This is a genomic window from Allobosea sp. 2KB_26, from assembly GCF_052115715.1.
In the GTDB taxonomy this organism is placed as follows: Bacteria; Pseudomonadota; Alphaproteobacteria; order Rhizobiales; family Beijerinckiaceae; genus Allobosea.
In genome coordinates this window covers 193,328-213,038 of sequence record NZ_JBFRHE010000005.1, presented here as the reverse complement: position 1 = coordinate 213,038, position 19,711 = coordinate 193,328, and the positions used below count along the sequence as shown (strand labels likewise).

At 66.0% G+C, this 19,711-nt stretch carries 19 protein-coding genes; 8 read left to right on the top strand and 11 right to left on the bottom strand.

Annotated features, from left to right (window positions below):
* Positions 1-169 precede the first annotated feature (169 nt).
* Entirely contained in the window at positions 170-1,423 is a 1,254-nt protein-coding gene (locus AB4099_RS16810) for a class I SAM-dependent RNA methyltransferase (RefSeq protein ID WP_441478874.1), read from the top strand.
* A 13-nt stretch (positions 1,424-1,436) separates the two neighbouring features.
* On the top strand, positions 1,437-2,843 hold the full coding sequence (locus AB4099_RS16805) for an FAD-binding oxidoreductase (protein WP_441478873.1): 1,407 nt from the start codon (positions 1,437-1,439) through the stop codon (positions 2,841-2,843).
* Between the two features lie 41 nt (positions 2,844-2,884).
* Here the strand turns inward: AB4099_RS16805 and AB4099_RS16800 are convergent, their stop codons facing one another.
* Positions 2,885-3,622 (bottom strand): SOS response-associated peptidase, encoded by a 738-nt coding sequence (locus tag AB4099_RS16800; protein ID WP_441478872.1) that lies wholly within the window; start codon positions 3,620-3,622, stop codon positions 2,885-2,887.
* Between the two features lie 105 nt (positions 3,623-3,727).
* Here AB4099_RS16800 and AB4099_RS16795 point away from each other — a divergent pair, with 105 nt between their 5' ends.
* Positions 3,728-4,213, top strand: coding sequence for a hypothetical protein (locus AB4099_RS16795; protein WP_441478871.1), 486 nt, complete (start codon positions 3,728-3,730; stop codon positions 4,211-4,213).
* A gap of 102 nt (positions 4,214-4,315) precedes the next feature.
* Here the strand turns inward: AB4099_RS16795 and AB4099_RS16790 are convergent, their stop codons facing one another.
* Positions 4,316-5,044, bottom strand: a complete 729-nt coding sequence (locus AB4099_RS16790; protein WP_441478870.1) for a TlyA family RNA methyltransferase — start codon at positions 5,042-5,044, stop codon at positions 4,316-4,318.
* Positions 5,045-5,062: 18 nt separating this feature from the next.
* Positions 5,063-6,973 (bottom strand): 1-deoxy-D-xylulose-5-phosphate synthase, encoded by a 1,911-nt coding sequence (gene dxs, locus AB4099_RS16785; protein WP_113515513.1) that lies wholly within the window; start codon positions 6,971-6,973, stop codon positions 5,063-5,065.
* Positions 6,974-7,136: 163 nt separating this feature from the next.
* Here dxs and AB4099_RS16780 point away from each other — a divergent pair, with 163 nt between their 5' ends.
* Positions 7,137-8,378 carry an MFS transporter gene (locus AB4099_RS16780; protein WP_113515514.1) on the top strand — a complete coding sequence of 414 codons (1,242 nt, stop codon included), beginning with the start codon at positions 7,137-7,139 and terminating at the stop codon, positions 8,376-8,378.
* Positions 8,379-8,504: 126 nt separating this feature from the next.
* On the opposite strand, the gene AB4099_RS16775 is transcribed toward AB4099_RS16780, so the two are convergent.
* The gene (locus AB4099_RS16775; RefSeq protein ID WP_441478869.1) at positions 8,505-9,425 is read right to left on the bottom strand and encodes a pirin family protein; all 921 of its coding nucleotides are present in this window, start codon (positions 9,423-9,425) and stop codon (positions 8,505-8,507) included.
* Between the two features lie 123 nt (positions 9,426-9,548).
* Here AB4099_RS16775 and AB4099_RS16770 point away from each other — a divergent pair, with 123 nt between their 5' ends.
* Entirely contained in the window at positions 9,549-10,217 is a 669-nt protein-coding gene (locus tag AB4099_RS16770; protein ID WP_441478868.1) for a GntR family transcriptional regulator, read from the top strand.
* A gap of 109 nt (positions 10,218-10,326) precedes the next feature.
* Positions 10,327-10,917 (top strand): biotin transporter BioY, encoded by a 591-nt coding sequence (locus tag AB4099_RS16765; protein WP_441478867.1) that lies wholly within the window; start codon positions 10,327-10,329, stop codon positions 10,915-10,917.
* On the opposite strand, the gene AB4099_RS16760 is transcribed toward AB4099_RS16765, so the two are convergent.
* Together AB4099_RS16760 and AB4099_RS16755 are read right to left on the bottom strand one after the other, a co-directional pair.
* Positions 10,871-11,356 carry a DUF6220 domain-containing protein gene (locus AB4099_RS16760; protein ID WP_441478866.1) on the bottom strand — a complete coding sequence of 162 codons (486 nt, stop codon included), beginning with the start codon at positions 11,354-11,356 and terminating at the stop codon, positions 10,871-10,873. The genes AB4099_RS16765 and AB4099_RS16760 overlap by 47 nt on opposite strands.
* Positions 11,353-11,910 (bottom strand): NAD(P)H-dependent oxidoreductase, encoded by a 558-nt coding sequence (locus tag AB4099_RS16755; RefSeq protein WP_441478865.1) that lies wholly within the window; start codon positions 11,908-11,910, stop codon positions 11,353-11,355. The genes AB4099_RS16760 and AB4099_RS16755 overlap by 4 nt, the downstream gene beginning before the upstream one ends.
* Positions 11,911-11,995: 85 nt before the next feature.
* Between AB4099_RS16755 and AB4099_RS16750 the strand changes: the two genes are divergently transcribed.
* Positions 11,996-12,892, top strand: a complete 897-nt coding sequence (locus AB4099_RS16750) for a LysR family transcriptional regulator (protein ID WP_441478864.1) — start codon at positions 11,996-11,998, stop codon at positions 12,890-12,892.
* A 19-nt stretch (positions 12,893-12,911) separates the two neighbouring features.
* Here the strand turns inward: AB4099_RS16750 and AB4099_RS16745 are convergent, their stop codons facing one another.
* From AB4099_RS16745 to AB4099_RS16730, 4 genes are all read right to left on the bottom strand, one after another.
* The gene (locus AB4099_RS16745; RefSeq protein WP_441478863.1) at positions 12,912-13,169 is read right to left on the bottom strand and encodes an exodeoxyribonuclease VII small subunit; all 258 of its coding nucleotides are present in this window, start codon (positions 13,167-13,169) and stop codon (positions 12,912-12,914) included.
* A gap of 61 nt (positions 13,170-13,230) precedes the next feature.
* A complete protein-coding gene (locus tag AB4099_RS16740) occupies positions 13,231-13,695 on the bottom strand; it encodes an Lrp/AsnC family transcriptional regulator (protein WP_441478862.1) in 465 nt (154 codons plus the stop codon).
* 123 nt (positions 13,696-13,818) lie between these two features.
* Positions 13,819-14,808, bottom strand: coding sequence for an NUDIX hydrolase (locus AB4099_RS16735; protein ID WP_113515520.1), 990 nt, complete (start codon positions 14,806-14,808; stop codon positions 13,819-13,821).
* A 34-nt stretch (positions 14,809-14,842) separates the two neighbouring features.
* Entirely contained in the window at positions 14,843-15,355 is a 513-nt protein-coding gene (locus AB4099_RS16730) for a tyrosine phosphatase family protein (protein WP_441478959.1), read from the bottom strand.
* Positions 15,356-15,476: 121 nt separating this feature from the next.
* On the opposite strand from AB4099_RS16730, the gene AB4099_RS16725 reads away from it, so the two are divergent.
* Entirely contained in the window at positions 15,477-16,037 is a 561-nt protein-coding gene (locus AB4099_RS16725; RefSeq protein ID WP_441478861.1) for a thioesterase family protein, read from the top strand.
* Positions 16,038-16,055: 18 nt separating this feature from the next.
* Here the strand turns inward: AB4099_RS16725 and AB4099_RS16720 are convergent, their stop codons facing one another.
* Positions 16,056-19,619, bottom strand: coding sequence for a hybrid sensor histidine kinase/response regulator (locus AB4099_RS16720; RefSeq protein WP_441478860.1), 3,564 nt, complete (start codon positions 19,617-19,619; stop codon positions 16,056-16,058).
* Between the last annotated feature and the right edge of the window lie 92 nt (positions 19,620-19,711).

Genomic DNA, 19,711 nt, shown 5'->3' with positions numbered 1-19,711 from the left:
AGACGCGTCCCCGGTCGGGCCGGAGCGGCGCTGCACGTCAAGATAGAGAATTTTCTTCTCGTTTCACGGGAAGAATTTTTCGAATTGCGCGGATCGGACGACCGGATTTCCCTCTTTCGGTTCAACCTGATAGGCGAACCTAAACCGAAGGTCACAAACGTAAATCCGCATGTCCATTCTCGCCATGAACGAAACCCTCACGATCGCGCATCTCGGCCAGCGCGGCGACGGCATTGCCGAGACGTCCCAGGGCGCGGTCTTCGTGCCCTATACTCTGCCCGGGGAGACGGTGCGGGTCGTTCGCGATGGCGACCGCGCGCAACTGGTCGAGATCCTGGCGCCCGCTGAATCGCGGGTGGCGGCGATCTGCCCGCTCTACACCCGCTGCGGCGGCTGCGCGGCGCAGCATATGCCTCAGTCACTCTATCAGGACTGGAAGCGGCAGCAGATCGTGACCGCGCTCGCCCGCGTCGGGATCGATGCTCCGGTAGCGGCGGTGGTCGATGCGCATGGAGTGGGTCGGCGCCGCGTGACCTTCCACGCCCGGCGCGAAGGCGCGGGCATGATGGTCGGCTTCATGATGGCGCGCAGTCATGACCTCATTGCCGTCGAGGCCTGTCCGGTGCTGGCTCCCGGCCTTGCGCGCGCCCCTGCCGTCGCGCAGCTGCTCGCAAACCGGCTGGGGGGCTCGAACAAGCCCCTGGACCTGCAGGTCACAGCGTCCGAGGCCGGGCTCGATGTCGATATTCGTGGCCACGGCCCCGCCGGAGACAAGCTGCGCCTGACCCTGACGGACGTGGCCGAACGGCTCGATCTTGCTCGGCTTGCCATGCATGGCGATGTCATCGTCGAGCGCCGCCCGCCCTTGCAGGCGATGGGACGAGCCTATGTCGCGCCCGGTCCCGGCGGTTTTCTTCAGGCGACGGCGGAAGGCGAGGAGCGTCTCGCTGCCCTCGTCGTCGATGCCCTGCCGAAGGTGAAGCGTGTGGCGGATCTCTTCGCCGGGTGCGGACCGTTCACCTTCCGACTGGCCGAGAAGGCGCGGGTTCATGCGCTGGAGAGCGACAAGGCGGCCGTGCAGGCCCTGCTCAGGGCCGCGAGTGCAACGCAGGGGCTGAAGCCCGTCACCGGCGAGCAACGCGATCTCTTTCGCCGGCCTCTGCTGGAGTCCGAGCTGAATGGCTTCGATGCGGTGGTGCTCGATCCGCCTCGCGCCGGGGCGGAGGCGCAGGTGAAGCGGCTGGCCGCATCGAAGGTCGCGACAATTGTCTATGTCTCCTGCGATGCCGGGAGCTTCGCACGCGACGCGGCGCTTCTGGTCGCGGGCGGATATGCGCTGGACGGTGTCACGCCGGTCGACCAGTTCCGGTATTCCGCTCACATCGAGCTGGTCGCCCGGTTTCGGCGCCCAGGCAGGAAGTGACCCCGGAGGCCCTATGAGCGCTCAAGTTCTGGACCGGATGGCCGGCATCGTCGGCGCGCGCAACATCATTGCCGATCCGGATGCGATGCTGCCCTATCTCAAGGAATGGCGGGATCTGTTTCGCGGCCAGGCGACGGCAGTCGTGCGCCCGGGCTCGACCGAGGAGGTCGCGGCGATCGTCAGGCTTGCAGCCGAGACCGGGACGACGCTGGTGCCGCAGGGCGGGAATACCGGGCTTGTCGGGGGGCAGATCCCGGTTGCCGACGGGCGTGAGATCATTCTCTCGCTGCAGCGGCTCGACAAGGTTCGGGCCGTCGACGCCGAAGGCGACACCATGATCGTCGAGGCCGGGGTCACGCTGCAGCGTGCGCAGGAAGCAGCTGAAGCCGCCGGACGGCTCTTCCCGCTCTCGCTGGCCTCGGAGGGCACCTGCACCATTGGCGGCAATCTCTCCACCAATGCCGGCGGCACCGCCGTGATCGCCTATGGCAACGCCCGCGAGCTCTGCATGGGGCTCGAGGTCGTGCTGGCCGACGGCCGCATCTGGAACGGGCTCAGGCAACTGCGCAAGGACAATACCGGCTACGACCTGAAGAACCTCTTCATCGGCGCCGAAGGTACGCTCGGCGTCATCACCGCTGCTGTGCTGAAGCTCTTTCCGCTTCCCGCGGCGCGCGCCACCGCCTTCCTCGCGCTGCCGGGGCCGGCCGAGGCGCTGGCCCTGCTCAACGCCGCCAAGGCCGGCGCGGGCGGCACATTGACGACCTTCGAGCTCATGCCGCGCATCGGGCTTGAATTCGTGTTGCGCCATGCTGCCAGCACCCGTGACCCGCTTTCGGAGCCGTCGCCCTGGTATGTGCTGATGGAGGTTTCGGCCCAAAGCGCGGCGGGTCTCAATGAGGCTGTCGAAGCCTTCCTGGGCGAGGCGCTCGAGAAGGGCCTGATCACCGATGCGGTGCTGGCCGGCTCGCTGGAACAGCGCAAGGATTTCTGGAAGCTGCGCGAGATGCTGTCGGAGGTGCAGCGCTTCGAGGGCGGTTCGATCAAGCACGACATTTCCGTGCCGCTGCACGCAACGCCGGATTTCCTGGCTCGCGCCATTGCGACGGTCGAGGCGATGATCCCGGGCTGCCGCCCGGTGGCCTTCGGCCATCTCGGCGACGGCAATATCCACTTCAATGTCAGCCAGCCCATCGGGGCGGACAAGGAGGTTTTCCTGGCACGCTGGGACGAAATCAATCGTGCCGTCCACGCCATCGTCACCGAAATGCGTGGCTCGATTTCGGCCGAGCACGGCATTGGCCGGCTCAAGCGCTATTTGCTGCCGAGCGTGAAGGACCCGGTCGAGCTCGCGCTGATGAAGACGCTCAAGGCGACGCTCGACCCGCAAGGCATCCTGAACCCCGGCGCCGTGCTGTAAGGCGGCAGCCCCTCAGGCTTGGCCGCACACGGCCAAGCCGCTCAGAACAGGCTCCCCTGCGCCGGTGGCTCGACTGGTCGGCGCGGCTTTGCGGGCGCTGTCCGGTTTTCCGGTGTCGCATCATAGGGGGCCTGGACTTCAGGCCCGTCATTGCTGACGCGGTTCACCGCGGTCCCGATCCGGACCGCTTCCAGCAAATCCTCTGCGGGAGGCTTCAGCAGCATTGCGACATCGTCGTCGCGCGCGCTGGCATCGAGCCAGGCTGCGTGATCCGCAGGCGCGAGGATGACGGGGCAGCGGTGGTGGAAGGCCGACATCAGGCCATTGGCTGGACCGGTGACCATCGCAACCGTGTCGATCTCTGAGCCGTCCTGCGAATGCCAGGTCTCCCACAGGGCGGCGAAGGCAAAGAGGCCGTGATCCGGCCTGCGGAACAGATAGGGGCGGCTCTCCTTGTCGAGCCGATGCCATTCATAGAAGCCGTCGACCGGCATCAGGCAGCGCCTGCGGCTGAAAGCAGCGCGGAAGGACGGTTTCTCGCGTGCGCTCTCGCTGCGGATATTGATCACCAGCGGAAAGTCCTTGGCGTCCTTGACCCAGCCGGGAATGAAGCCCCAGCGCATCAGCAGGAACTGTCGTCCGCCTTCATGATTGCGGATGACAGGCACGGGCTGCGTCGGCGCGATGTTGTAGCGCGGCGGAAAATTGGGCTGCTCGGGATAGGCGAAGTGTTCGCGCATCGCCTGAGGCGGAAGGGTAACGGCGTAGCGACCACACATGTCATGCTGGATGTGCCAAGCCTTACCGCTCGGATCAACACTTTATTCGGGTTTGATCGAGCATAGTCCCGCCAATTCAGAGGCCTGAGGATGACCGCCCCCGCGATGAGAGCGCTGGCCGTTGACGCGGATGAACGGCTGGGTCCGACCGGGAAGCCCCCGCTCTCGACCGACTATCTCAATCGCTACGGCGAAGCGCTGATGCTGATCGAAATGGTGCCGGTGGATCGCGGCATCATCGAGGAGCTCCGCAGCTGGCGGGCAGTCGGGTACCGCGAGCATTTCCAGACCTCGCGGCTGCGCTGCGCACCGGAGGCGCTCGCGGCTTACGACCAGCTCGATTCACGTCAGGTCGAGGCCTTCGAGGAGCTCTGCGGCACCATGAGCCAGCTGATCGCCACGGCGACCGCACTGCTCGGGGATCTGGACGAAGGCGAGGATGTCGCGGCGGTCGTCGAGGTCGCAGCTGGAGCGTTGCGCAGTCTGATCGGTCACACCACGCTCTTCATCAACGTCAACGGCCAGATCGATGCCGACGATTTTGATGTCCGGTCCTTGCAGAACAATATCGACACCCTGTTCGCGAGCTGACGTAGCGTCCCAAGGCATCGGCCCGAAAAGTGGTCTGCGGTTTTCGGGAAGGCCGATGCGTACGCAGAATGCATCGGCCCGAAAAGTGGTCTGCGGTTTGATCTAATCTAGCCGGTAGCCGCCGATCAGAAACTCGCGATTGCCGTCGCCGCCCTCGATCGGTGAGGGGATCGGGCCGCTGACCGCGAAGCCCAGTTCCGCGAACAGCGTCGAAATCTCCGCGCAGACCTGGGCGTGCACGGTTTCATCGCGCACCACGCCCTTCTTGAGCGCCGCTCGTCCGGCTTCGAATTGCGGCTTGATCAGTGCCGCGATCCGGGCCTCGGGCGTCAGCAGGCCAGCAACGGCCGGTAGGACCAGCCTCAGCGAGATGAAGCTGACATCGATCACGGCGAGCGCCGGAGCCGGAGCAAATTCTGCCGCATCCAGTGCCCGGATGTCGCGCGCCTCGAGGCTGGTGACGCGCGCAAGGTCCCTCAGGCTGGGATGAAGCTGGTCCCGCCCGACATCGACGGCGAAGACGTGCTTCGCACCGCGCCGGAGCAGGACGTCGGTGAAGCCACCGGTGGAGGCGCCGACATCGACACAGGTCAATCCGGCTGGATCGAAGCCGAAGGCATCGAGCGCTGCCGCCAGTTTCAGCCCGCCGCGCGAGACATAGGGATGGGGCGCCTCGGCCAGAATCTCGGCGTCGCGCGCGATCATTTCCGAGGCTTTTCGGACGGTGATACCGCCAGCCGAAACCAGGCCGGCGGCAATCGCCGCCTGTGCCCGCGCGCGGCTCTCGAAGAAGCGGCGCTCGACGAGAAGCTGGTCCGCCCGGCTCTTCATGATTTCAGCCGCCCGCGCTCAAGCGCGGCGCACGGCGTCCGGCGTGCCCAGCGCCTGCTCGACGCTGCGCACGATGCCTGCGGCGTCGAGCCCGGCCAGCGCATACATCACGTCCGGCTTGTCCTGATCCTGATAGAGGTCTGGCAACGTCAGCGTTCGCACCTTCAGCCCGCCGTCGAGCATTCCGGTTCTCGCCAGCAGGTGCAGGACATGGCTGCCGAAGCCCCCAATCGAGCCTTCCTCAACGGTGATCAGGATTTCGTGCTCGCGGGCGAGCCGCAGGATCAGCGCCTCGTCCAGCGGCTTGGCGAAGCGCGCGTCGGCGACCGTGGTCGAGAGGCCGCGCTGACCGAGCAACTCGGCGGCCGCAAGGCTCTCCGCAAGCCGTGTGCCCAGCGACAGAATGGCCACGCGCGAACCTTCGCGGACGATCCGGCCCTTGCCGATCTCGAGCGGAATGCCGGTTTGCGGCATCTCCACGCCGACGCCTTCGCCGCGCGGATAGCGGAAGGCGATCGGCCCGGAATCATAGGCGGCGGCGGTCGCAACCATATGGGTCAGTTCCGCCTCGTCGGCTGCGGCCATCACCACCATGTCGGGCAGGCAGGCGAGATAGGCCACATCGAAGGCCCCGGCATGGGTCGCGCCATCGGCGCCGACCAGGCCGGCCCGGTCGAGCGCAAAGCGCACCGGTAGCTTCTGGATGGCGACATCATGCACGACCTGATCATAGGCGCGCTGCAGGAAGGTCGAATAGATCGCACAGAACGGCTTGTAGCCTTCGCTTGCCAGGCCGGCGGCGAAGGTCACCGCATGCTGCTCGGCAATGCCGACATCGAAGGTCCGGCCGGGAAACTCCTTGCCGAAGGCGTCGAGGCCGGTGCCCGAGGGCATGGCGGCGGTGACGGCGACGATCTTCTCGTCCTCGCGCGCCGCCTTGATCAGCGCATTGGCGAAGACCTTGGTGTAGCTCGGAGCATTCGCAGGAGCCTTGGCCTGTTGCCCGGTGACGGGATCGAACTTGACCACGGCGTGGTGCTTGTCGGCGCTCGCCTCGGCGGGGGCATAGCCCTTGCCTTTCTGCGTCACGACATGGACGAGGATCGGCCCGCTCTGCGCATCACGGACATTACGCAGCACCGGGAGCAGGTGGTCGAGATTGTGACCGTCGATCGGCCCGACATAATAGAAACCGAGCTCCTCGAACAGCGTCCCACCGGTCCAGAAGCCGCGCGCAAACTCCTCGGTGCGCCTGGCCTTCTCGTGGAAGAAGCGGGGCAGCTTCTCCGCCAGATATTTTGCGACCTCGCGCAGCGAGCGATAGGTGCGCCCAGAGACCAGCCGCGCGAGATAGGCTGACATCGCGCCGACCGGCGGCGCGATCGACATGTCGTTGTCGTTGAGAATGACGATCAGCCTGGAGCCGAGAGCTCCGGCATTGTTCATCGCCTCATAGGCCATGCCCGCCGACATCGCTCCATCGCCGATCACCGCGATGACATTGTTGGGCTTGCCGGCGAGATCGCGCGCGACCGCCATGCCGAGCCCGGCCGAGATCGAGGTCGAGGAATGAGCGGCGCCGAAGGGGTCGTACTCGCTCTCGCTGCGCCTGGTGAAGCCGGAGAGGCCTCCAGGTTGGCGTAAGGTCCGGATGCGGTCGCGCCGGCCGGTCAGGATTTTGTGCGGATAGGCCTGATGGCCGACATCCCAGATCAGGCGGTCATCCGGGGTGTCGAAGACATGGTGCAGGGCGACGGTCAGCTCGACCACGCCGAGGCCAGCGCCGAGATGGCCGCCGGTGACCGAGACCGCATCGATGGTCTCGGCGCGAAGTTCGTCGGCGAGCTGACGCAACTGGACATCGTCCAGGCGGCGCAATGCGGCGGGATCGCAAACTTGATCGAGAAGTGGAGTGGCAGGGCGGGGCACGGTTGAGCGACACGTTCCTTCGAGGTGATCGACTTCGAATAAAGCCTGCGAGCGGCGCTGGCAAACCGGCGGGTCGTCACAGCGTCGGAAGACAGGAAACGGGTGGGGTTGATGTCCTCGGCGTGGGACGCTGGCGGCAACCTCGCAAAGACGGAAGCCCGCCATGTCGTCGCACCTTCCCCTCGGCCTGCTCCTGGCCGGCATCGTCGCGCAGTTCGCCGACAAGCTGGCGCTCGACACCATCACGCTCGCAGCGACGCAGGCTGGCGCCAGCAGTCGGCTTGTCGGCCTGCTTGTCGCGGCTCAGTCGGCGGCATGGCTCGTCGTCTCGCTGCCTGCGGGGGTGTGGGCGGACCGGGTTGCACCCCGCTCACTGATTCTCGCCGGCGGCGGGTTGTTGTTGTCGGGCTCGCTGATCGGCGCGGCGCTGCTTATCTCGGGGCATACGAACTGGGCGCTGGCCTTCTCGGCCTTCATTGCCGCGACTGGCCCGGTTGTCATCGCATTGTCCATTTTCGTGCTCTTGCCGCGCATGGTGGCGGTTAGTGATCTGCCGCGTGCCAATGGTCGGATGGAACTCGGCCGCGCGGTGCTGAGCCTGGCCGCGCCGCTGCTCGCCGGCTGGGCTGTCGCAAGAGGCATCGGCGCGCTCGGGCTGGCGCTGTGTGCCCTATGTGGGATCGTGGTCCTGGCACTTGCCATGCGCCTGCCATCCGAGCGGCCGGTGGCAGCCGCACGCCAGCCGTTGCACCGGGCCATTGCGGAAGGCGGGGCCTTCGTCCTGCAACATCCCTATCTCAGGCCGATCGCGCTCTGCGCCATCGCCTGGAACCTGGCCTTCTTCGCCTTCATGGCGCTGTTTGCACCCTATGCCGCGCGCATTCTGCTGCTCGCCCCGGAGACGATCGGTCTCTCCTCGTCGGTCTATGGTGCCGGCCTGATCCTCGGCGCGTTCTTCGGCGCCGCACTGATCGCGCGCCTGCCAACCGGGTTGCTTCTCGTGTTCGGCCCGGCTTCATCGCTCCTCGGCGCGCTGCTGCTGGCCATCGCTCCGGCGTCGCTCGGCCTTGCGGCGCTGGCGCTCGCCTTCTTCCTCTTCGGCTTCGGCCCGATTCTCTGGGGCATCATTCAGACCAGTCTTCGCCAGGCGGTGACGCCGCCGGCTTTGCTCGGTCGCGTCAGCGCCACGCTGACGACGGCGATGTATGGCATGCGGCCGTTGGGCGCGATTGCGGGCGGCCTTGCTGGCGAATGGCTCGGACTTGAGCTCGCGATCTGGCTTCCCGTCATCCTCTTTGCGCTCTCGGCCGCCGCGATCCTTGCGTCCCGCATGCCGGCGCTGAGGGCGATTCCTTCGGGCGAACTCTCTTCGGCCGAGCTGCGGTCAGGGTTGCAGGCCGGATGATGGGAAGGCTTCGAATGGCTGTTCCTCCGATGGCCTGCAGGCCCACCCGCTCCCGCAAATCTGGAAACACATTGCTGGCAGCTTCCCGCCAGCGAGCGCTCAGGCCTGAACGTCGCGGAGCGGCCTTCAGCTCTCGGGCAAGGGAATGAACTCGGCCTCGTCGCCCGGGACGGTGTCGAAGCGGCCAGCCTTCCATTCTTCCTTCGCCTGCTCGATGCGCTCCTTCGAGGAGGACACGAAATTCCACCAGATGTGGCGCGGGCCGTCCATCGGCTCGCCGCCGACCAGCATCAGCCGGCTCTGGTCGATCGCCAGGATCGAGATGCGGTCGCCCGGCTTGAAGACGAGCAACTGTCCGGCGCCGAACTCCTCGCCGGCAATGTCGATCTTGCCGGAGACGATATAGACCGCGCGCTCGTCGTAATCGGGGTCGAGCGGCAGGATGGCGCCGGGCGCCAGCACCGCCTCGGCATAGAGCGTATCCCAGGGGAATTTCACCGGCGAGGTTTGGCCATAGGCCGAACCCATGATCAGGCTGATGCGCTTGCCGCCTTCGACGATGCGCGGCAGTTCGGGCGCTGCGTGATGGATGAATTCCGGCGCGACTTCCTCATGGCTCTTCGGCAAGGCGAGCCAGGTCTGGATGCCATAGAGCTTCGGTGCCTTGAGGCGCTCCTCCGGAGCGGTGCGTTCGGAATGGACGATGCCGCGTCCCGCCGTCATCAGGTTGACCGCGCCGGGGCGAATGGGCAGCGCCGTCCCGAGCGAGTCGCGATGCATGATCTCGCCGTCGAAGAGATAGGTCACGGTCGCCAGCCCGATATGCGGGTGCGGGCGTACATCGATGCCTTCGCCGAGCAGGAATTCGGCCGGGCCCATCTGGTCGAAGAAAATGAACGGTCCGACCATCTTGCGGCCGATCGAGGGCAGGGCGCGCCTGACCGAGAAACCGCCGAGGTCGCGCGCGCGCGGCACGATGACTTGCTCGATCGCCTGGCAGGAGCGGGCATCGCCCAGGATGGGGTCGTCAGCGGGAAGTTGCGACATGAAGGACCTCCCAGGATGTGCCGGTGAGTCTGGCCGCAACGCGGTGAAGGGGCAAGCGACATTGGGGTGCCCGGACGGCAAGGGTCGCTCGACACGCGGCCACAACAAAATTATCTATAAAAAATGACCAGCGAACCGAAAGACACACTCGCCATCCGGATCAGCCGCGCCCTGGCTGACCGGATCATCTCCGGAGCGATCGAGCCCGGCACCCGCTTGCGGCAGGACCCTGTCGCGGCCGAGTTCGGCGCCAGCCATGTGCCGGTGCGCGAGGCCTTTCAAAGGCTGGAGGCGCAGGGTCTGGCCGTCAGCGAGCCGCGTCGGGGCGTGCGTGTCGCCGCTTTCGATTTGCGTGAGGTCCGCGAGGTCGCGGAAATGCGGGCGGCGCTGGAGGTGCTGGCGCTGCGTCATGCCGCGCCGCATCTGACTCGGGCGATTCTCGAGCAGGCTGAGGAAGCGACGCGTGCAGGCGACAAATCGCAGGATGTGCGATCCTGGGAGGACGCGAACCGGCGCTTCCACAAGCTGATCCTCGCCCCTTGCGTGATGCCGCGCTTGCTGGCCGCGATCGACGATCTGCATGCCACGAGCGCTCGTTTCCTGTTCGCGGCCTGGCGTTCGGAATGGGAGGCACGCACCGATCACGACCATCGCGCTATCCTTGCTGCGCTGCGCGAGGGGAACATCGAGGCTGCCGCTGCGACCCTCGCGCGGCATGTCCAGTGGATCGGGACGAAGCCCGTTCGCACCTCCTCCGGTGGCACACGCGAGGCCTTTTCGATCGTCGGATGACAGGTGCATGGCGGGAGGGGCTTGCATTCTTCGCCGCGATGTGGAGTCCATCATAGATCAGATGCATTAATTATAGATAATTTACATCTGATCACTGATGGAGATCGCAATGAACGAAATGACCTATGCTCCGACGCAGCCGGGAGGCAGTCCGCTGCGCCTGAGCAGCCGCCCTGTCCTCGTGCAGGCGGGCGCCGTGCTGTTTGGAACCCTGCTCCTGGCTCTGGCCTCGCAAATCAGCGTGCCGATGGTTCCGGTGCCGATCACCATGCAGACGCTGGCGGTGACGCTGATCGGCGCCTTCTATGGCTGGCGTCTCGGCGCCGTCACTGTCCTCGCTTGGTTGTTCGAGGCAGCACTTGGACTCCCCGTTCTTGCGGGCGGCGCGTCGGGCCTGCCGCATTTCATGGGCCCGACTGGCGGCTATCTCTTCTCCTTCCCGATCGTGGCCGCTTTGGTCGGCTGGCTCGCAGAGCGCGGCTGGGGCGGGGATCGTCTCGTGCGGTCCTTCGCGGCAATGCTGCTCGGCAATGCGCTCTGCCTGGTGATTGGCGCAGCATGGCTTGCGGCCCTGATCGGCGTGGAGCGTGCGCTGCTCCTCGGCGTCGTCCCCTTCATCGTCGGCGCCGTCCTGAAATCCGCCCTGGGAGCCGCTATCCTGAAGGCGTCCAGCCGCTCGGCAGGGGCGGGTTCGGCCTGAGTGCTGACAATGCCGCGCTCCAGCCTCTGGAGCGCGGCAACTCGGCCTCTCCAGGCCCGTACTGATGTGCCGTTCTCGCCAGGCTGGCTCCGGCCAGCAGCAGGAGGCCGGCATTGGCGGCGTGGAGGGCCTGGATCGGTCCCGCGCCGATGGTCTCGCCGATTCCGGCCAGCGCGACCTGCAATCCATAGAGCCCGAGAAGCTGCGCCACCTCGCGGCGATGATGGTGCAGCGAGCTGCGCTGGCTCAGCATGAGCAGGGCGAGGATCGGCGCCGCGATCGCGCCGCCGAGCGCCCGGTGCGGTCCCCAGCCGAGACCATCGAAGAACGCAAGTCCGACCAGCAGCAATTGCAGCAGGATGAGCGCCGGGATCAGCCGGGCAAGCGCCAGGAAGAGAGCTGCGTCGCGCGGCCTTGCATTGAAGCCAGGCGACATCATTGCACGCGTTCCGGGATCGGGCACGGAAGGCGGCCGATCCGGCGGGCATAATGCTCTCCGGCGAGCTGCAGCGCCTCAGTGTCGGCCTTGCGTGCCTCGTAGATCAGGAAGGGGTCTTGCCAGTCGAGGCTGCAGCGATGGGCCGTTGCTTCCAGGGGGCGGAGAAGATCGCGAAGCGAAAAGCGGTTCTGGCCCGCGGGCGTATAGGCTTCCGGGACATTGCCGGCGGTCGCGGCGATCAGGACCGGCTTGCCGGCGAGCAGGCGCCCTTCGTCCTGGTAGGCCAGGTAGAACATCCGGGTCAGCACGGCATCCTGCCATGCCTTGAGCAGTGGCGGCGTCGAGTACCACTGAACCGGGAATTGCAGGACGATGCGGTCTGCCGCAAGGAGGCGTGCGACCTCCGCATCGACGTCGATCGCACCATCCGGATACAGGGCCTGCATGTCGACGACGGTGATGCCCGGCAGTCCGGCAGCGGCCTCGCAGAGGGCGCGGTTGGCGTTCGAACTGGCGAAATCGGGATGGAACAACAGGATCAGGGTGTTGGGCATGGCGTCCTCCTTTGCGATGTTCAGAGGATGCGGTCGCCCAACAAATTACTCCAATGGATGATGGATATATCATACTATCCATCTCATGAATTTAAGGTCGATCGATCTCAACCTGCTCGTCGTCCTCGATGTGCTCCTGGACGAGGCCCATGTCTCGCGCGGCGCGGAGCGGGTCGGGCTGTCCCAGCCGGCAGCATCCAGCGCGCTCGACCGCTGCCGGCATCTCTTCGGCGACAGGCTCCTGGAGCGCGGCAAGGGGCAGATGCGGCTGACTGCCAAGGCGCAGTCGCTCCAGCAGCCCATCAAGGATCTGCTGGCTCAGATGACGGCCCTGCTCGATCCGCCGCAGCCCGATCTCGCGACCTTGCAGCAGATTGTCCGGGTGGTGACGGCCGAATTGCCCCCGACACTGCTGGCTGGAGGCTTGTATCGCGAGCTTGCGCGCACGGCGCCTGGCATCACACTGGCGCTCATGCCCTGGCGCGGTGCGCCGGAGGCACTTGAAGGTCTTGCACGAGGCCATGCCGATCTTGCCGTCTCGGTCTTTCCCAGCGTCGAGAAGGATTTTACCCGCAAGGAATTGCTGCGTGAGCGCTATGTCGTGGCGATGCGGAAGGAGCACCCGGCGGCGCAAGCCTTCGATCTTGATCGCTGGCTCGCCTATCCGCATGTCCTGGTCTCGGGCCGCGGCGAGACCTTCGGCGCGCTTGACGAGGCGCTCTCGCTCCTCGGCAGGAAACGCCATGTCGGCATGGTCGTGCCAAGCTTCCTGATCGTTCCGCCGCTGCTGCTCGACTCCAACCTGATCGCACTGCTGCCGAGCCGGACGCTGCCACAGGATGCCGGCGGGCACTATGCGTTGCTGGAGCCGCCGATCCCGGTTGCGGGTTTCCCGCTCCATGTCGCCTGGCACAGGCGCAGTGACCGCGACCCGGCGGTGCAGCATGTGGCCGGGCTGATCGAGTCGTTGCTCTCCGCTTAGCCCGCGGGCTGCGCCGGGCTTACTTGTCGACGTCCAGCGGGGCTGTGCCGGCCGGCTTGCTGTCGGCTCCGAGCGTGATCTTTTCGATCCGGGCCTCGGCCTGCTTCAGCAGGGCGTCGCAGCGTGCCTTGAGCGCTTCGCCGCGGGTGTAGATGTCGATCGATTCCTCAAGTGGAACGTCACCGCGCTCGAGCCGGGCAACGATGCTCTCAAGCTGCTTCAGTGCCTCTTCGAAAGGCAGCGCGGCGATATCGGAATTGGATTTGGCGTCGGTCAAGATCGGCGATTCCCGTTGGGCCACTCTTATCGGCTCTGACCCTGTTCGCCGCAACCCTGCATCAGACCGGCAATGCGGAGGTCTTCTTGATCGTGCGCAGCGTCAGCGTCGACTGGACACGCGTGACGCCCGGGAGCTGGGTGATGATGTCGGTGTGGATCCGCTCGAAATCGGCGCTGTCGCGATAGATGACCCGCATCAGATAGTCGTGCGCGCCAGCCAGCAGATGGCATTCCAGGATTTCGGGCAGATTCTGCACCGCCTGCTCGAACCCTTCGAGCGAGGCGCGCCCCTGCTGGTCCAATGTGACGAAGACGAAGGCCGTGCCGGGGAAGCCGGCGATCTTGTCGTCGAGCATCATCGCATAGCCGCGGATCAGTCCGCTTTCTTCCAATTGCCGGACGCGGCGCAGGCAGGCGGAAGGGGAGAGGTGAACCTTTTCGGCGAGGTCCGAATTGGTGATCCGGCCATCGCTTTGCAGGATGCGCAGAATGGTCCGGTCGCGGGAATCGAGTTCGATCGTCATGGCATGGCCCCCTCTTGAGGGCGATGCATTGTCGCAAATTTCGGAAGAAGCAAGCAATTTTCTGCTCAATTTTTCGGCTGTCGCGCTGATATGCACGACAACTCCCTTCGCAGCCGCACAAAACTACCGCTCTCCTCCGAGGCTGCGGCCGCCGACGCGCAGGCCTGGAGCCGGCCTCTCGGCAATGACTTCGCGGCGATAGCGGAAGAGCGCGGCGGGGCGTCCGGCCGTGCGGGTCATCGTGCCGGTCGGCTCGACCAGCGCTGCGCTTTCGACCAGCCGCCGGAAATTCTGCTTGTGCAGGTGCCGGCCCGAGATCGCCTCGACCGTGTTTTGCAGCGCGGTCAGGGTGAAGGCGTCCGGCATCAACTCGAACACGACCGGGCGATATTTGAGCTTGGCGCGCAGTCGGCCGATCGCGGTCGCGAGGATTCGGCGATGGTCGAAGCGCATCGGCCGGCCAAGCAGGGGACTGGGGGAACGCGGCAGTGCGTCGGGCCGCCGATCGCGCAGCGCTTCATAGGCGAGCCCGGCATCGTAGAGCAGTTCGTAGCGCTCGAGTGTCTTCTCCTCGTCCCAGGGCACGCCACCGAGCCCGAAGCAACTTGCGATGCGCTGCTGGCGCGACAACGCGCGCCGCTCCTGCTCGGCGCGTTCGGCCGCCTTGTCCTGCGCCCAGTCGTCGAGCTGCGGGAGGATGGTCGAGTCGAGTACGGCGGGGCGGCCGGCGCGCCAGTCCTCCCAGGGAAAGAAGCCATACCAAGGCTGGAATGCGACCTGCTCTGGCAGGGATGGCGCGCGGGTCAGCGCGAGATAACCGACCGAGACGACATGGGGGCCGGTATCGCGGACTTCCGCCTGCCGTCCGCGATCGCCAAACGTGTAGAGCTGTTCGACATAGCCGAGCGACAGCGCGGTCTGGTCCGCAACCCAGGAGCGCAGGCCGATCTCGAAGGTGCGATGCGTGAGTGGATCGAACGGACCGTAGGGGAGCCCCGGCGTTGTGTCTCCGTCGTGAACCTGCGCCGTCAGGATATGCGGCTGGTGGCCGGTGAAGGCGACGATCGCTGCCGCGAGGCCGATCTCGATGGCGGGGGATGTGACTTTGGGCATGTCACCACCACGATGCAGCAAGCCCGGCGCCGCCTCAATCGAGATCGATGCGGAACGGTGTGCCTTCGAACGCGTCCGCGCCCCGGCCGATGCTCTCGATCGCCGCCATCATGCGACCGGAGCGTCCCAGGATCTGGTCTGCGATCGAGACGAGCCGGGCATTGGGCGTGGCCGAGGGAGATGCGCTGCGCAGCGCAAGCGCAATCTCCGCCTCGTCACGCTGGGGCCGCAGGGCGCAGGTTGCGATATAGGCCGCAGCAGTCGATCGGCTGATGCCCGCCCAGCAATGAAAGACGATCGGGGCGGCGCGGTCCCAGTCGCGGATGAAGCTCAGGAAGCGCTGGACATGGTCCTCGTCGGGCAGGACATGCCCGTCCAGCGGCGCCGTGATGTCCGACATGCCGATGAAGAGATGCCGCTCGGGCAGAATGCCGGCCGGGCGCTCCACGACCGTGTTGACGTTGATCAAGGTGACGACATGGCTGGCACCGACCGATGCCACCGTCTCGTGAAGCCGGGCGAGGGACGAAACATGGAGTGTCGGCATGGCGAGTTCCGCTGCAGGGCGTGCGAAAGAGTGGCGCGAGTCGGTGACGATGATATGGCCAATCGTCGCGACATCGGGAACGGGGCGCGCCGTCTGACGGCGGCGCTCCACAGGAGCCTGCATGAACCTCTGGCTGCGCCTGCTCTGGCTTCTTGTCACCACACCCTTCCGGCCCAGGCTGAAGCCGCCTTTCGACGTGTCGGCCCTGCCGTTCCGCGTCTGGTTCCACGATCTCGACACCAGCCTGCACATGAACAACGGCCGCTACTGGAGTCTCATGGATCTAGGGCGTACTGACCTGATGCTGCGCACCGGGCTTTGGCGCGCGGTGCTGCGTGAAGGTTGGGTGCCGGTGGTCAATGCCGGGATCGTTCGTTTCAGGCGTGAATTGCGCCTGTTCCGGCCCTTCGAACTTGAGACCCGGATCCTGTGCTGGACCGAAAACTGGCTGGTCATGCAGCATCGCATTCTCAGCCGGGGCCGGGACGGCACGGAGATCGTTGCGGCCGTGGCGCTGGTGCGGGCTGCCCTCTACGATCGCGCGAGCAGGAGCTACGTCCCGGTGGCCCGCATTCTCGCAGATATCGGGATCAGCGCAGAGAGTCCGCCGCAGAGCGCCGAGGTCGCGGCCTTTCTCGCCTCGGAGGAGGCGATGCGCCAGGCCGGTGCTGCCGAGCGCTGAGCGGGACAGGCCTCCCCGCTATTCAGCAGCCAGACGCATCGCACGCCATTGCGCAAGCAGGGCTCTGAGCGCCCCGGGCTTCAGCGGCTTGTTGAGGATATGGACATCGAAGGCAGCAGCCGCCTCCCGCACCTGAGGCGAGCGATCGGCCGTCAGCAGGATCGCCGGAACGCGCCTGGCAGACCGATCGCGCAAGGCCGCGATCGCGCTCAGCCCGTCGCCATGGTCAAGATGGTAGTCGGCGATGATCACGTCCGGCATGCCGTGGGCCTGAACCTGGGCAAGCGCCTCGTCGAGGCCGGGCGCCGTCGCGATGGCACAGCCCCACCCTTCGAGCAGGCGCTTCATGCCATCGAGGATCGTCGGTTCGTTGTCGATGGCCAGGAGCTTGAGACCGGCCAATTGCCCCGCAGGCGTCGGGGGCGGGGCGCTGCTGGTCGCCATGGCCGGGAGCGGCGCCGTTCGCGGCACCATCACCGAGAATCGCGTCCCGCGCCCCGGCGTGGAGGTCAGGGTCAGCTTATGGTCGAGCGTGCGGGAGATGCGCTCGACGATGGAAAGCCCGAGACCGAGGCCACGGGCGACCCTGGCCCCCTGATCGAGTCGCTGGAACTCGCGAAACACCGTCTTCTGCTTGCTGGCAGGTATACCGAGGCCGGTATCGAGCACCTCGATCGAAACCTGATTGCCGCGGCGGCGACAGCCGACCAGGACCTTGCCGTTCGGTGTGTATTTGATCGCGTTCGATATCAGGTTCTGCAGCAGCCGGCGCAGCAGGCGCCGGTCCGAGCGCAGGGCGACGGAACTGGGCGAAAACACCAGTTGCAGGCCTCGTTCCTGAGCGCTCGGCTCGAATTCGCGCTGGAGCTGGCGCATCAGTTCGTCAAGCCTGAAACTGGTCAGTTCCGGCTTGAGTGCGCCGCCGTCGAGACGCGAGATCTCCAAGAGTGCCGTCAGGATTTCCTCGACCGCGTCCAGCGACGCATCAATATTCTCGGCGAGCTCGGGGCTGGTGGCGATCCGGTCGCGCTCGACCAGTGCCGTCGCATAGAGCCTCGCGGCATTGAGGGGTTGCAGAAGGTCGTGGCTGGCGGCGGCCAGGAAGCGCGTCTTTGACGCATTCGCCTCCTCGGCTTCGGCCTTGGCGCGCTGAAGCTCGGCGTTGACGTGGAGAATTTCCTCGGTGCGCTCGGCGACGCGTCGCTCGAGACTTTCATTGGTCCGCTCGAGCTCTTCATGCGCTGCGACGGCCTCGGTGATGTCGGTATAGGTCGTCACCAGGCCGCCATCGGGGAGTGGATTCGAGCGGATCTCGATGACCTTGGTCGAGGGAAAGAGCTTGAGCCGGACGGGCTCGCGGTCATTGACGAAGCTCTCGAGCCGCGCGGCCATCAACTCATCCTGCTCGCCATCGCCATAGGCGCCGCGGGCAGCGTTGAAACGGACGATCTCGTCGAGCCCGGTGCCGAACCGCACCAGCGACTGCGGCAGGTCATAGAGCTCGATGAAGGCCTGGTTCCAGGCGAGCAGCCGCAGGTCCCGGTCGAGCACGGTGATGCCCTGGCCGGCATGGTCGAGCCCGTGCTGCAGGATGTCGCGATTATATTGTAGGGCTGCCGAAGCATCGTCGAGCAGCTTGAAGGCGGCTTCGGTCGACAGGTTCCGGCGGCGCAGCAACAGGGAGAGCACAAGCCGCGAGGATGCTGCGCCGATGGCGGACGAGAGCAGATGCTCGCCGAAGCGCAGCATGTGGATGTCGGCCTCGCGATTGCTGCTGCTGGCAACCTCGCCCCGCCCGATGGAAAAGCCCTCGAACGCGCGCTGCGTTCGCTCCTGGCCGAGATAGCGACCGATGGTCGATTGCAGTTCGGCCTCCGTGACGCTGGACCGCCAGAGCGAGAAGGACTGGGCCATCGTTGCGCGATCGGAGGTGACGAAGGAGTTGGCCTGCAGGCGTTCCATGGCATTGGCCGGTCGCAGCAGGGAGAAACCGATATAACAGAGAAGGTTGAGGCCGAGACTCCACAGCACGCCGTGCGGCAGTGCCGGCAGATCGAGGCCGAGCAGGGCTTCCGGCCGCAATGAAGTGATGCCCAGCGGCCCCTGGGCCACGATCTCGCTCCAGACGCTGGTGGGGTATGCGAGGCTGGGGACCAGCAATGTGTAGGCCCAGGTCAGCGTGCCCGCTGTCAAGCCTGCGACGGCGCCGAGCGCGGTGCCGCGCCGCCAGAGCAATCCGCCGAAGAATGCCGGCGCGATCTGTGCGGTTGCCGCGAAGGACAAGAGTCCGATCGAGACCAGCGCCGCTTCACCCGCCGCCCGGTAATAGGCGTAGCCCATCAGGATCACGGCGAGGATGGCGAAGCGCCGGATGATCACGACCTGCGAACCCAGATCGCCCCCGGTGGGGCCGGAACGCAGCGATCTCGGAATGGCTCGGTCCGGGTCGCTCAGCAGGCCTCGGCCACGCACCAGCAGCGGCATGACGAGATGGTTCGAGATCATGATGGCGAGCGCGACCGAAGCGACGATCACCATCGCGGTCGCCGCCGAGAGCCCGCCGATGAAGACGAACAGCGCGAGCCAGCCTGCACCCCGTTCCAGGGGCAGCAGCAGTACGGTCATGTCGCGATCGATGCCGCTTCCCGGCATCAGCAATTCGCCCGCCGCCGCCAGCGGCAGCACGAAGAGATTGATCAGGACGAGGTAGAGCGGAAACATCCAGGCGGCGCGGCGGACATCGCCAGGGTCCCGGTTCTCGACGATCGTCATGTGGAATTGCCGCGCCAGCAGCAATGCGGCGAAGGACGAGAGCAGCGTCAGCGTCAGGAAGGTCGGCCAGCTCGAGGTTCGCTCCCAGATCGGAGGCGCCCCGTCCGGCATGTTCGCCGCCTGGGCGAGGAGGTCTCCGAAGCCATCGAACAGGCCATAGGCGACGAAGATCCCGAGCGCGAGAAACGCCACCAGCTTGACCAGCGACTCGGCCGCAATGGCCAGCACCAGCCCGTCCTGGTGCTCGGTTGCATCGATATGGCGTGTGCCGAAGGCACAGGCGAAGCCGGCAAGCACCATGGCGACGAGGAAGGCGAGGTCGCTCAGGACCGGGACATCCGGCGTCAGTGCCTGCCCGCCTGTTGCGGTGAGGAACACCGAGAGCGAATTCGCGACGGCCTTGAGCTGCAAGGCGATATAGGGCAGCGCACCGATCACGGCGACGAGACAGACGAGAGCGGCGACTCGCTCGCTCTTGCCGTAGCGTGCCCCGACGAAATCCGCGATCGAGGTGATGTTCTGCGACTTGGCGATCTCGACGATACGCGTGACGAAACGATAGCCGAAGCCGATGACCAGGATCGGCCCGACATAGATGCCGAGGAAATCGAAGCCGGCGCGATTGGCGAAGCCGACGGAGCCGTAGAAGGTCCAGGAGGTGCAGTAGACGCCAAGCGCCAGCGCATAGATCGTCGTGCGCGCCGGGCCGCCCATCAGCTTGCGGCCGAAGGTATCGGCCGCGTGCGCGATCGCAAACAGCACGCAGAGATAGCCGAGCGCGACCAGAACGACGGACCAGGCCGGGATCATCTTGCCTCCATGCCAGAGCGGCAGCAGCGCAGCCTAGTGCATGTGCACGCCGAGCGCGATGCGGCTTTCGGCCGAGGCGCTGCCTAAGCTCT

What these genes read in the sequence shown, in the direction of transcription:
- AB4099_RS16805 (WP_441478873.1), top strand. Translation starts at nt 1,437, where the DNA reads ATGAGCGCTCAAGTTCTGGACCGGATGGCCGGCATCGTCGGCGCGCGC.
- AB4099_RS16800 (WP_441478872.1), bottom strand. Translation starts at nt 3,622, where the DNA reads ATGTGTGGTCGCTACGCCGTTACCCTTCCGCCTCAGGCGATGCGCGAA.
- AB4099_RS16810 (WP_441478874.1), top strand. Translation starts at nt 170, where the DNA reads ATGTCCATTCTCGCCATGAACGAAACCCTCACGATCGCGCATCTCGGC.
- AB4099_RS16765 (WP_441478867.1), top strand. Translation starts at nt 10,327, where the DNA reads ATGAACGAAATGACCTATGCTCCGACGCAGCCGGGAGGCAGTCCGCTG.
- AB4099_RS16795 (WP_441478871.1), top strand. Translation starts at nt 3,728, where the DNA reads ATGAGAGCGCTGGCCGTTGACGCGGATGAACGGCTGGGTCCGACCGGG.
- AB4099_RS16750 (WP_441478864.1), top strand. Translation starts at nt 11,996, where the DNA reads ATGAATTTAAGGTCGATCGATCTCAACCTGCTCGTCGTCCTCGATGTG.
- AB4099_RS16725 (WP_441478861.1), top strand. Translation starts at nt 15,477, where the DNA reads ATGAACCTCTGGCTGCGCCTGCTCTGGCTTCTTGTCACCACACCCTTC.
- AB4099_RS16740 (WP_441478862.1), bottom strand. Translation starts at nt 13,695, where the DNA reads ATGACGATCGAACTCGATTCCCGCGACCGGACCATTCTGCGCATCCTG.
- AB4099_RS16790 (WP_441478870.1), bottom strand. Translation starts at nt 5,044, where the DNA reads ATGAAGAGCCGGGCGGACCAGCTTCTCGTCGAGCGCCGCTTCTTCGAG.
- AB4099_RS16755 (WP_441478865.1), bottom strand. Translation starts at nt 11,910, where the DNA reads ATGCCCAACACCCTGATCCTGTTGTTCCATCCCGATTTCGCCAGTTCG.
- AB4099_RS16770 (WP_441478868.1), top strand. Translation starts at nt 9,549, where the DNA reads ATGACCAGCGAACCGAAAGACACACTCGCCATCCGGATCAGCCGCGCC.
- AB4099_RS16735 (WP_113515520.1), bottom strand. Translation starts at nt 14,808, where the DNA reads ATGCCCAAAGTCACATCCCCCGCCATCGAGATCGGCCTCGCGGCAGCG.
- AB4099_RS16720 (WP_441478860.1), bottom strand. Translation starts at nt 19,619, where the DNA reads ATGATCCCGGCCTGGTCCGTCGTTCTGGTCGCGCTCGGCTATCTCTGC.
- AB4099_RS16730 (WP_441478959.1), bottom strand. Translation starts at nt 15,355, where the DNA reads ATGCCGACACTCCATGTTTCGTCCCTCGCCCGGCTTCACGAGACGGTG.
- AB4099_RS16760 (WP_441478866.1), bottom strand. Translation starts at nt 11,356, where the DNA reads ATGATGTCGCCTGGCTTCAATGCAAGGCCGCGCGACGCAGCTCTCTTC.
- AB4099_RS16775 (WP_441478869.1), bottom strand. Translation starts at nt 9,425, where the DNA reads ATGTCGCAACTTCCCGCTGACGACCCCATCCTGGGCGATGCCCGCTCC.
- AB4099_RS16780 (WP_113515514.1), top strand. Translation starts at nt 7,137, where the DNA reads ATGTCGTCGCACCTTCCCCTCGGCCTGCTCCTGGCCGGCATCGTCGCG.